General features: G+C 42.8%; 13 protein-coding genes and 1 pseudogene. 3 read left to right on the forward strand and 11 right to left on the reverse strand.

The annotated features are described in order from the left end of the window. The first annotated feature begins 197 nt into the window (after positions 1 to 197). A complete protein-coding gene (gene mobA / locus QZL64_RS12435) occupies positions 198 to 854 on the forward strand; it encodes a molybdenum cofactor guanylyltransferase (RefSeq protein ID WP_021842283.1) in 657 nt (218 codons plus the stop codon). Positions 855 to 1088: 234 nt separating this feature from the next. Further along, positions 1089 to 1535 (forward strand): GNAT family N-acetyltransferase, encoded by a 447-nt coding sequence (locus tag QZL64_RS12440; protein ID WP_021842284.1) that lies wholly within the window; start codon positions 1089 to 1091, stop codon positions 1533 to 1535. Positions 1536 to 1615: 80 nt separating this feature from the next. Here QZL64_RS12440 and QZL64_RS12445 read toward each other — a convergent pair whose 3' ends face one another. Next, positions 1616 to 2236, reverse strand: coding sequence for a TetR/AcrR family transcriptional regulator (locus QZL64_RS12445; protein ID WP_021842285.1), 621 nt, complete (start codon positions 2234 to 2236; stop codon positions 1616 to 1618). 287 nt (positions 2237 to 2523) lie between these two features. Here QZL64_RS12445 and QZL64_RS12450 point away from each other — a divergent pair, with 287 nt between their 5' ends. Further along, entirely contained in the window at positions 2524 to 3381 is an 858-nt protein-coding gene (locus QZL64_RS12450) for an MBL fold metallo-hydrolase (RefSeq protein ID WP_021842286.1), read from the forward strand. Positions 3382 to 3578: 197 nt separating this feature from the next. On the opposite strand, the gene QZL64_RS12455 is transcribed toward QZL64_RS12450, so the two are convergent. From QZL64_RS12455 to QZL64_RS12500, 10 genes and pseudogenes are all read right to left on the reverse strand, one after another. After that, on the reverse strand, positions 3579 to 4067 hold the full coding sequence (locus QZL64_RS12455) for a hypothetical protein (protein WP_021842287.1): 489 nt from the start codon (positions 4065 to 4067) through the stop codon (positions 3579 to 3581). 52 nt (positions 4068 to 4119) lie between these two features. Next, positions 4120 to 4575 (reverse strand): EutP/PduV family microcompartment system protein, encoded by a 456-nt coding sequence (locus QZL64_RS12460; RefSeq protein WP_021842288.1) that lies wholly within the window; start codon positions 4573 to 4575, stop codon positions 4120 to 4122. Between the two features lie 117 nt (positions 4576 to 4692). After that, on the reverse strand, positions 4693 to 5055 hold the full coding sequence (eutS, locus tag QZL64_RS12465; protein ID WP_021842289.1) for an ethanolamine utilization microcompartment protein EutS: 363 nt from the start codon (positions 5053 to 5055) through the stop codon (positions 4693 to 4695). Positions 5056 to 5396: 341 nt separating this feature from the next. Next, a complete protein-coding gene (locus QZL64_RS12470; RefSeq protein ID WP_021842290.1) occupies positions 5397 to 6119 on the reverse strand; it encodes an MIP/aquaporin family protein in 723 nt (240 codons plus the stop codon). A gap of 10 nt (positions 6120 to 6129) precedes the next feature. Next, positions 6130 to 7251, reverse strand: a complete 1122-nt coding sequence (locus QZL64_RS12475) for a 1-propanol dehydrogenase PduQ (protein WP_021842291.1) — start codon at positions 7249 to 7251, stop codon at positions 6130 to 6132. Positions 7252 to 7260: 9 nt separating this feature from the next. After that, the gene (locus QZL64_RS12480) at positions 7261 to 8676 is read right to left on the reverse strand and encodes an aldehyde dehydrogenase family protein (RefSeq protein ID WP_021842292.1); all 1416 of its coding nucleotides are present in this window, start codon (positions 8674 to 8676) and stop codon (positions 7261 to 7263) included. After that, positions 8666 to 9706: a cob(I)yrinic acid a,c-diamide adenosyltransferase gene (locus QZL64_RS12485; protein ID WP_021842293.1), complete on the reverse strand. Its 1041-nt coding sequence runs from the start codon at positions 9704 to 9706 to the stop codon at positions 8666 to 8668. The genes QZL64_RS12480 and QZL64_RS12485 overlap by 11 nt, the downstream gene beginning before the upstream one ends. 10 nt (positions 9707 to 9716) lie before the next feature. Continuing rightward, positions 9717 to 9989: a EutN/CcmL family microcompartment protein gene (locus tag QZL64_RS12490; RefSeq protein WP_006555514.1), complete on the reverse strand. Its 273-nt coding sequence runs from the start codon at positions 9987 to 9989 to the stop codon at positions 9717 to 9719. Further along, on the reverse strand, positions 9976 to 10467 hold the full coding sequence (gene pduM / locus QZL64_RS12495) for a PduM family microcompartment protein (protein WP_021842294.1): 492 nt from the start codon (positions 10465 to 10467) through the stop codon (positions 9976 to 9978). The genes QZL64_RS12490 and pduM overlap by 14 nt, the downstream gene beginning before the upstream one ends. An 87-nt stretch (positions 10468 to 10554) precedes the next feature. Next, a pseudogene (locus QZL64_RS12500) lies at positions 10555 to 10892 on the reverse strand (ethanolamine utilization protein EutJ); the annotation flags it as partial.

The raw sequence follows: 10892 nt of genomic DNA on the forward strand, positions 1-10892 counted from the left end.
TTTTTTAGGGTTAATTGGAAGTGATTTTCAACTTCATTTTTCGAGTATACGTTATGCTCATATAGTCCTCTAAATCAAGATGTATTATGCAAAATTAATACTATAGAATTTCAATTTCACATGATTTTTCTTTATTTCATTTATGCGTATATGGTATCATTATTATACAGAGGAACATTTTAAAGGGGGTCATTATTATGTATGAAAATTTAGCAACTTTACAACCGGTTATCTTAGCGGGTCACAACAGTTCCCGCATGGGTTATAACAAAGTGTTTGCCAAATTCGGCGACCAAACATTAATTGAAACTATTTATACTATGTTAGCTTTTTCCTTCGAAAAAGACCCTATTATTGTAACCGATAATAAGACCCTTTTCGATAAATTTGAACCGTTAAAGGACGCCACGGTTGTGGAAGACAAATATCCGGGCCATCATACCTTAGGCGGCGTAGCGACAGCTTTTGAAGCGACCGATGCGGAAAACCTCTTCGTTATCGGCGTTGACATGCCGTTCCTCTCCCTCGTAGTATTGGACCGCATGGTAGAAGCCCAAGGCGTTGCTCAAGTCGTAGTACCTATCCTAAACGGCAAAGATATTTGCTTGCACGCCATTTATAATCGTAAACTCTTACCGATTATGAAAGAAAAAATCGCAGCCGGTGAAAAATTGCTTCATTCCTTCTACAAAGAAGTACCGCTTTTACAATTACCATTGAAGGAAAACACGTTGGAAGCGGATATTTTCATCGACATCAACACACCGGAAGATTTGGAATATGCTCAAGAATACTTCCACAAAATCCACGAAATCGATACGGATAAAGTACTCGTGCATCATCCGGAAAAATAACATAACCAATAATTCAAAGCCCATAATGCGTTTGCGCAAAAGCATTCGTATTATGGGCTTTTTTGCTTTAAGGCGCATTTTAGTGTATTACTGTATACTTCAATATATTCCGGGTATCTTACTATCTGTTCTCTCCTACCGTGCTTATCGGCCTGCATATGATATAATCTTCTTAATACTCTATATGATTATACTAAAGTAATTAAAATGAGATTTATATAAAGGTGATTTATTATGAAACTATACGAAGTATCTAACCGTCCTACCGCTCTTATCGAGCAATTAACAACTGTTTGGGAAGCCTCCGTACGAGCCACCCACCTATTTTTATCCAATGATGAAATATTAGCTATCAAAGAATATGTCCCCGAAGCTTTAACCGCCGTTCCCCACTTAATTATAGCCGAAGATGATCCACAACAACCTATTGCCTTCATGGGCATTGACGAGCAAACCGTGGAGATGTTGTTTATCGCACCGGTCATGCGTGGCCATGGTCTTGGTAAACAATTGATTCAATACGGCATCGATACCTATGAAATTAATCATGTTGCCGTTAATGAGCAAAATCCGGAAGCTAAGGGCTTCTATGAACACATGGGATTTAGCGTATATAAACGCACTGAACTTGATGAGCAAGGTAATCCGTATCCATTACTATATATGCAATTAAAAAGATAGCAGATTCATTAAAATTGCTTACTTGCTGAATCTGCTATCATATTACAATTAAACCACCTAAAATTGTCATTTACTGCCGATTAATTGCGATTTTGTGCTACGCCTTGCATTCCTGATTGCATAAATTGGAACAGAGCCCGCTGTGCCATAAGCCACTCTTCGGTACGCTGCCAATTATACTTTTGATTTATAGCATATAGTCCGTGCACGCAAAACAAAAAAATAGCGTTAGCTACGGCTTCCGTGACTTTTAACTCTTTCGTAAGCGCTGCCACTTGCTTAGGCCGTTCATTAAAGTATAAATTATATATAATATGCTCAGCCAATAAGACATCTTTAAAGATTGGCATATATTTACGCTCACCGGAAACGCGCTGACAGAGCGGTAGCCGTGAAAATACGGACTCATAAGCAGCATACAGTTCGTCCCCGGTCTTTGCCCGATTCAAAGCTTTCGTAATCTGCGCTAAATTATCATCCTCTACGTCATTATCGCCGGCTGCCATTATAGCATCTTCCAAAAGCTCGTCGATTACATCCATCGGATTAGTATAATGCAGATAAAAGGTAGCACGCGTAATGCCGGCGGTCTTACTCAATTGTGATACAGTGATTTTTTCAAATGATTCTTTTTTCAAAAGCATTAACAAGGCTTCCTTTATTTGATGCCTGGTATATTCTTTGCGTGACATAATCTTCATACATCATCCTCCCATACACTGTTACATATAGTTACACAAGTATATAAGTAAAAATACTTATCGCTGATTTATGCTATTTTACATTAAAAATTTTTTCGCCAATTATACACTTTTAGACAATGTGTCAAATTAGTTTACACATTGTCTTTTTTTGTTATTTCAAGTATAACAGATTCTGCTATACTTAAGCCATAATTAATCGAAAAAATTAAATCAGTGCTAAAATTAGTGTTAAAAACAATTGTGTAAATTTAAAGTATGTGTGTATTATGTAAAGGAGAATTATCATGAAATCAAAATTATTTGCATCCCTCTTAGCCGCTACTGTAATTGCTACTACCGGTTTTACTGCTTCTGCAGACAGCTCTTACGAACATATCCGCAATGCTACCGGTAAATTAACTTACAACGATACAACATTCCTCATTGACCCATTCTTTGCTGCTAAAAACAGCTTCCCGGGCTTTGAAGGTACCTTCAACAGTCAGCAACGGGTGCCACTCGTTGACCTTCCAAAATCTGTTAATGAAATCTTAAACGATGTAGATGCTGTAGTAGTAACCCATACTCATCCGGATCATTGGGATGAGGCGGCTGCTAAAAGCATTAACAAAGATACCCCTATCTTCGTTCAAAACGCATCTGACCAAGCCTTAATTCAGAGCCAAGGTTTTAAAGATGTACGTGTATTAAGCGATACAGCTACCTTTGAAGGTGTAACATTGTCTCACCGCAACGCAACTCACGGTACCGACGCTATGTACCAAAATAAACAGGCGGCCGACCTCTTAGGTGAAACCATGGGCGTTGTATTCACCATGCCAAACGAAAAAACTGTTTACATCATGGGGGACACCGTTTGGACTCCGGATATTACTAAATCTATCAGCAAATTCAATCCTGACGTACTCATAATGAACACCGGTTATGCTAAATTACTCGGTTTTGAAGACAGCATCATCATGGGTACCGAAGATGTAGGTAAAGCTGCTACCTTAGCGCCTAACGCTAAAATCTTAACGGTTCACATGGATACGGTAAACCATGCTGTTGTTGACCGCAAAACGATGAAAAAATACGTTGACGGCATGGGCTTACAAGATCAAGTAACCATTCCTGAAGACGGGGAAACCGTAAAACTATAAATCACTTATATAGTATCTCCAATTGAATACTGAAACATGTTAAGATTTACTATTCCTAAATGTAACATACTATGAAAAAAGGATGATGAGCCACCTGACTCATCATCCTTTTTAGTTCTCTGAAATTACATACAAAAAGGCATCGGTCAATAGACCGATGCCTGAACATTCGATAATTAAGAATCCTATTCAATATATTATTTTTTGGATTCGTCCATTACATCATATAACATTTTAAAAATTTCCGGATCACAAGGATATTCTTCCCCGTTAACGCCACGAATTACCCAGTCGCCGGGATTCGTTTTAACTACGCCGTTCAAAGTGAGCAAATAGCGCTCGCCGGTTTCTAAAATAGCGGTCAATTCATTAGGCTTATGACGAATCGCTACCGCTTTTTCAGCATAGAGCTTTTCATCATAATAAATTTCATGGGCTTCCGCCGCACAATGAGCTTGTAAAATAGTATCAATCAAAATCGGTTCAGTAATAGAACCTACGGTTTCTTCACACAATGTGATAACCTGCGCATTGAAGGCAGGATCGAAATGTAAAGCCAGCGGTGTTTCCGCAGCGTTCTTTACATCCTTATAAATAAATATTTCATGATTCTTAATCTGGAGCCAACGATAATCCAGCTTATAGGCACCAGCTAATACACTTGCTAAATTCTGCTTAAAATTCATAATTTACCACCATCATATTCACTACTAATGTCTTATACCGGCGTCCCGTATATTACGGTTGCGGCTCCTGAGAAATATAATCATGCAATTCCTTTACGGATTCGGCATCATGTACCGATATTTCAAATATTCGGCTGACTCCCGCCTCTTTAAGATTTTTGCGAGCTCTGGTCACATCGCCACCTAGGTCCATCTTCGTAATAACCCCGATAACTTCTCGATTAAAAGAAGCGGCAAAGTTCGGCGGAAAAATACTTTCCTTTTCATCCGCTTCATTTAAAAACAAGACGATATCTGCATCATAGGCATTCAACAAAATTGCCCGATAATATATGGGATTTTCTACAAATTCACCGGGTGTGTCGATAATCGATCCAATGCGGCCGATGGATTGAGTTTTTCGAGCTTCCGGACTGCCGTACATCAACGTATTGGCCAACGTCGTCTTACCAACTTCCGTACGCCCCACCATGATTACAGTTTTTAACGCTTGGTCCGTCTGTTCCATCTGCTCACCTCCGAATCTGCAGGCCACTAGCACCACTGACATCTATTATACTACAGATTTCCTCTAAATACCTATTAAATAAATGACACTAGCATGAATAACTGACGAATTAATTCATCAGGTACGTGTGATTTGCGTTGGGAAAAATCCTAAAATTTTATCCAAACCTTCCATCACGGCTTTCATAGCCGATTCTACACCGGATACATCACCCGTAATCAATAAGGCACCGGAAAAGCGATCCACAAAGCCCAATTCAATACCTGCAGCCTTAGTCGCAATATCGGCAGCAATAATGGTACCTTCACCGGGAGTAATCGTCAAAATACCGATAGCTCCGCGTTTTTTCTCATCTAACCCCATTTTGCGGAATAATTCCGGCTTTGGATTCGCAATAATATGAGCAATTGTAACCTGTTTGCCGGGTACAAATTCCTGAATAATGCGTTGTTTATTTTCTACAGCGTCTAAAAAATCCATAATACAATCCTTTCTGTGCAAGCCACAGTCCCTTTATAATTGATATACTCAGATTCCTGACATGTTTCAATTAGTCTGGTATGTTTTAATTTGTCGTATATGATCCATCAATTCGTTTGATTAAAACTTTATGATTCATTAGGTAATTACCGCCCTGAGCCTCCTCCGCTCTTTTTATGAGCAGTAATTACCTAACATTACTCACTCCGTATCAGCCTAAGCTGAATACGTTGTATCCCTTTAATACCCATCCTAATTGCGATTCATATACCAACAACCCGCTTAACTAAAATTAATAGCTGGGGAGTTAATGATCTGCGTTTAGGATACTCGTCGTTTTCTTATTTAGGCGCAACAGCCAAGAAGAATAATACGGCTATGGTTGCCCCGATGATAGGTCCGATAACAGGAACCCAGGCGTAACCCCAATTAGCCGTCCCGCGGTTAGGTACCGGTAAGATTGCATAGGCCAAGCGAGGGCCAAAGTCGCGCGCAGGGTTGAGCGCAAAACCGGTGGTAGAACCGAAGGAAAAACCAATGGACGCAACTAACATACCAACGATGAATGGGAATAAACCGTCACTCATTTTGCCGAGACAAAGAATTGCCAATATAAACATAAACGTAGCAATAACTTCGGATAATAAGTTCATGAAGCGGTTATCACTCATCGGGCCGGTGGCAAAAATACCAACTACATTGCCTTCATCCGGACCGGTTTGTTTGAAGTGAGGGAAATAGTGAATCATAGTAATAGCGGAACCAACGAAGCCTCCCAACATTTGGGCTGCCACAACAGGCAATACCTGGTCCCACGGAAAAAGGCCGCCGGCAGCGAAGGAAATAGTAATAGCCGGGTTCAAATGAGCCGGACCGCCGAGTGCTATACCGATATACACGGCAAAGGTTACGGCCAGACCCCAACCAAAAATCAAACTCATCCAATTTGGCGCAAACGCTTTCGCCAACGTATTTTTTAGTAAAACCGAGGAGTTAACCCCACTACCAAAAGCCATTAAAACTGCTGTGCCAATAAACTCACTAATCAGGATCTGTGTATCCATACGCGACTCCTTACATGATCATTAATAATAGATTTTCCAGATCGTCCTTCGAGGCGGCATATGGATTTGTCTGATAGGTCATATCTTGCAATGCTTTATCCGCCATAATAGAAACTTTCTGTCTTGCCTCCTGTGCCGAAACATTGGCAGCCGCACTGATATTGAGCGGACATTCAACGGTTCGCGCAAGTTGTAAGATAGCTTTAACTAACGCAACTAAAGCATCTCTCTTGTCTGTACCTCTATCTGCAAAGCCGAGCTTCTTTGCAAGTTGTACATATTTCTCATACGCTTTTTCACTATGAAAAGCATTAAACATAACGACTCTGGCGATAAGCATCGCATTGGCCAAACCATGAGGGATGTGGAATTGACCGCCCAGCTGATGTGCTAAGGCGTGGGTAATACCGAGTCCGGCTCGGTTAAAAGCGAGCCCCGCCATACAGGATGCTTCATGCATCCCCATGCGGTCTTCTTCCGTAGCTCCCGGTGCAAAACACTTAGGCAGGTATTCGAATACCAACTCCAAGGCTTTTTCGGCGAGCGCATCCGTGAAATGATTAGCCCCCGTTGAAACGATGGCTTCAATAGCATGAACCAATACGTCCATACCGCTGTAGGCCGTTACTTTAGGTGGTGCCGTTTTGACAAAAAGCGGCGTTAAAATCGCTTCTTGCGGCAATAAGCTTTCATCTAATATAGGATATTTTGTCTGCGAAGTAGGATCCGTAATAACGGCAAATGACGTTACTTCGGAACCGGTGCCGCTGGTAGTCGGAATTACCGTAAAATAACGCACCCCGCCATACCCCATATGACGAGCGAAGTACAATACGGCTTTGGTTAAGTCGATAGCCGATCCGCCACCAATGGCAATTACTACTGTAGGTTGTAGTTTCTGAATGAATTCCACCCCTTTAACCACATGGCTGATAGGCGGATCCGGCACAACGTCCGTATAAATGCTCACCTCGTTCTGTGGGCGGAGCTCATTCAAAATATAGTTTAAATTTTCTGTTCCTTCTAAAAACGGATCACACACGACCAAGATCCGCTCTTGCCGAAATTGCTTCAATCGTAAGAGGGAATCATGGCCGGCAAAGATTTTAGTAGGAAATGTCCATTGATTCATAGCTGCCTCCTAACGAATTTGGAAGCCTGTAGTTAAGCAGCAACGACGGCGACGTGCGAAGTGACGAGCCGATGTAGTTGCTTCGCCGGTTGGTGTAGCAATCGTAAACGTTGTAGTCCCTTCACCGTTGTAACCGAGACCGGCATAGGATGGACCATTTTTAACGAAAATGGACGTTTTCATAGCGCGTGCCATTTTGTTAAGGCGTTCCAAGTTAAGAGAATGCATGGTTGCCGTATGATGTAAGCCGGCTTCTAAGAATAAGCAAGTTGCCAAACCGTCTTCGAAGTTTTCTACCGTTACAATCGGTAAAATCGGCATCAACATTTCAATCGTAGCAAACGGATGATGTTTGTCGGTTTTCATGATGATGAGGCGAGGATCGCCGTCTACTTCAATACCTGCATCACGCAAGATTACAGCGGCATTGCGGCCTACATATTTGCGGCTTGGTGTACAGTTTTTCTGCAACGTAATATCCAATAATTTTTGGATTTGATCTTCTCGTTCGATAAGAACCGCACCGGCCTTTTTCATTTCTTCAATCAATTCGTCGGCGATGGAACGAACGGCTACCACGCTTTTTTCTGCAATGCAGAGAATATTATTATCAAAGCTGGCGCCCATTACGATATCCTGAGCAGCCTGACGAATATTGGCTGTTTCATCAACAAATGCAGGCGGATTGCCGGCACCGGCACCAATTACTTTTTTACCGCTGCACAATGCCTGATGTACAACGCCCGGGCCACCGGTTACAACCAATAAAGGAATATCCGGATGTACCATCATTTCCTGAGCCGCTTCAATGGACGGTTCTGCAATCGTTACGATTAAGTTATTAATGCCGATAGCATCAGCTACGATTTTATTAAGTTCGCTTACGAGCCAACGGGATATTTTTTTAGCACCCGGATGAACGCTGAAGAAAATCGCATTGCCTGCCGCTAACATGCCAATAGCATTACAAATTAAAGTTTCACTTGGGTTAGTACTTGGCGTAACAGCCCCGATAACACCGTACGGGGATAATTCGTATAAAGTCATCCCGTTATCACCGGTTTCACATTCCGTTACTAAGTCTTCTACCCCCGGTGTTTTGTCGAGAGTAAGATTTAATTTAATAATCTTATCTGCTACACGGCCCATACCGGTTTCGTCATAGGTCATCTGAGCCAATTTATTCACTAACGGACGCATACTCTGACGAATCGCTTCAATGGCCTTACCGCGTGTAGCCAAGGTGCATTCTTCGAATTGAATTTGTGCCTGTTTAGCGGCTGCTACGGCTGCATTAACAGTACTGAAAACGCCCGGTTCGTCAGGTAAGGCACCTTCAGAAGCGGTAGCTGCTGTGTCCGTACCATTCATAATATTCATAACCATAGAGCGAATCATACGTTCTAACTCTTGTTTATTTTCCATACTTTGCCTCCATATAATCCATTGCATATTCTCCGATAGTCACATCTTCAGCGACTGTCCCCCCACTAATACCTAAGCCACCTATGAGCTTACCGTTTTGCGTCAGCGGAAAGCCGCCGCCAAATGTAACTAAAGGCCTGGATACCATGGATTCAATTTGATATAAATCAGCCCCGGGCTGAGTGATTTCTTTCAAAGCTTGGGTCTTACATTTTAGAGCCACTGCCGTATAGGCTTTGCCGGCCGAAATTTCGGTACTTACGAGCAACGCATCAGCCATGCGATACGTAAGAACAGGATTACCGTGTACATCCACTACAGTAATAACAACCGGTACGCCCATAGCTTCGCTTTTAGCCGTTGCTCCTTCCAGTAAGCACATGGCCATACGACGCAGTCGTTCTTCTTCATTTATGGGCTTGGTTCCAACCTCGGTATGGCTCTTAGCAGGTGAAGCCGCTTCTACTGCCCCATCCAATTTAGCCATAACCTTTGAAGAAACTTCGTCCACATAGAACATGAAGTCTTCCATACGCGCCAGCGTATAGATGCAGTCAGACAACCGGTTTACAAACGCTAACGCTGTCGGTCTAACCGGTTCGCCCTGCCGCAAACCGTTGAGTTTTCGTTCTGCCCGTCTGCAAACGGTACGGGCCACATGAAGCTCAGCAGCTGCTAAATTATTGCCCTGATATATAAAACTTGTGAGCGGTGGCAATAATTGCGTATAGCGGTCGATGATTGATTCCAGCTCTTTTATATCCTCCTCACTGATGAGGGTGCTGTACTGTGTTAGTTTAGCTTGATCCATCGTCGCTACTTCCGCACAAAGTCTAAATAACAGGCCTTGTAAATTATGTAAAATTTGTTTTGTTTCCGGATACCGCACCAATTTTTCACACACACTTAAGTGCGCATTCAACTCATCAAGGGTGCCATAGGTGTTGACCCGTTCCGAGTTTTTGGCAACGCGAGTACCGTCAAACAGTCCCGTCGTGCCCTTATCGCCCGTTTTTGTGTAAATAGCCATGGTGGGCCTCCTATTTATCAAAACTGTCTATAATACCTACGATAGCGCAATCAACAGCGCTATTGATGTCCTGTCCGTCGCCGAATACATGACGAGCAGAAGAACCGCGGGTCAATAATACGTATTCACCAATCCCGGCACTCACAGTGTCCGCCGCCACTTCATACGAAGGTAACGGTTCCTGATTGCCGTCAACGTATTGTATAATCATCAACTTTAAGCCCACTAAGGACTCGTGTTTTTGTGTCGATACAATACTGCCTATTACTCTACCAGTCTGCATATCGTTTCGTCCCTTCTACACATACAAGGTGGCGGTCGCGCAATTCATCAAGCCCGAGAGCGGTAAATCGCTGACCACGAAATATTAGTATAACGGACTCTTTGTTGCAGGTACGAATCGCCGACGCACTAATGATGCGCTCTTTGAAACTGTATACCTTGCGACCTTGTTTATCTTTAAAGGTAAACGGCCAGCTTACTATCATCGCCGGATTCCATTGTTGGTTGACACACATATCCGTAACAACCGTCATATCGCAACCATAAGCGACAGCCCGGTCAAACCAAGTCACTAAAGGACCTTCGACTCGCTCCGTCAGTTCGTTTAATTGTGATTGAGTTACGCCGGTAACCTCCACCCGTTGATGATGCAGCAAGGTGCGTTCCTCAAGCTTGCCGTCGTGAGCCAAATCCACCTGTCCTCGGCTTTCCATTCGCGCCTGCAAGCGTTTGAGTACTGCTGCAATAATTTCGTCCATAACTACCTCATTCCCTGTAAAATTGCCTGTAGCAATGTTTTTTAACTCTATCAGCACTTCACCTTAGCCATGAAATCCACATTTGAGTTATACACTGCCAAGAGCAATTCCTAAAGGGGTTACAAATTCCGGATATAGAGGCTTTATAACCTCCCGTCCGATGACTTTCTCAAAGGTATCAGCAAAATCGGTAAAATTAGTGGCCCCACCTACGACATATACCGGACCGTTCTTGCGATAGGCCCCGTCCGTCAAGGCTTTATTGGTTATGGTGGCCATTTTTTCGACTACCGGGCGAATTACCGGATACACTTCCCGTTCTCTTGAATGATCTCGCTTGAGAAGTTCCGCATCAGCTTGGGAAATTCCATAGTTACCGCTCAGCACAAGCGTCATATGAGAGCCGCCGGTCGGTTCATCGGCGG

The organism is Veillonella sp. CAG:933 (genome assembly GCF_000431435.1).
GTDB lineage: Bacteria > Bacillota > Negativicutes > Veillonellales > Veillonellaceae > Veillonella_A.

Bases quoted from the DNA above. Each gene is read 5' to 3' on its own strand.
- mobA (WP_021842283.1), top strand. From the start codon at position 198: ATGTATGAAAATTTAGCAACTTTACAACCGGTTATCTTAGCGGGTCAC.
- QZL64_RS12440 (WP_021842284.1), top strand. From the start codon at position 1,089: ATGAAACTATACGAAGTATCTAACCGTCCTACCGCTCTTATCGAGCAA.
- QZL64_RS12445 (WP_021842285.1), bottom strand. From the start codon at position 2,236: ATGAAGATTATGTCACGCAAAGAATATACCAGGCATCAAATAAAGGAA.
- QZL64_RS12450 (WP_021842286.1), top strand. From the start codon at position 2,524: ATGAAATCAAAATTATTTGCATCCCTCTTAGCCGCTACTGTAATTGCT.
- QZL64_RS12455 (WP_021842287.1), bottom strand. From the start codon at position 4,067: ATGAATTTTAAGCAGAATTTAGCAAGTGTATTAGCTGGTGCCTATAAG.
- QZL64_RS12460 (WP_021842288.1), bottom strand. From the start codon at position 4,575: ATGGAACAGACGGACCAAGCGTTAAAAACTGTAATCATGGTGGGGCGT.
- eutS (WP_021842289.1), bottom strand. From the start codon at position 5,055: ATGGATTTTTTAGACGCTGTAGAAAATAAACAACGCATTATTCAGGAA.
- QZL64_RS12470 (WP_021842290.1), bottom strand. From the start codon at position 6,119: ATGGATACACAGATCCTGATTAGTGAGTTTATTGGCACAGCAGTTTTA.
- QZL64_RS12475 (WP_021842291.1), bottom strand. From the start codon at position 7,251: ATGAATCAATGGACATTTCCTACTAAAATCTTTGCCGGCCATGATTCC.
- QZL64_RS12480 (WP_021842292.1), bottom strand. From the start codon at position 8,676: ATGGAAAATAAACAAGAGTTAGAACGTATGATTCGCTCTATGGTTATG.
- QZL64_RS12485 (WP_021842293.1), bottom strand. From the start codon at position 9,706: ATGGCTATTTACACAAAAACGGGCGATAAGGGCACGACGGGACTGTTT.
- QZL64_RS12490 (WP_006555514.1), bottom strand. From the start codon at position 9,989: ATGCAGACTGGTAGAGTAATAGGCAGTATTGTATCGACACAAAAACAC.
- pduM (WP_021842294.1), bottom strand. From the start codon at position 10,467: ATGGACGAAATTATTGCAGCAGTACTCAAACGCTTGCAGGCGCGAATG.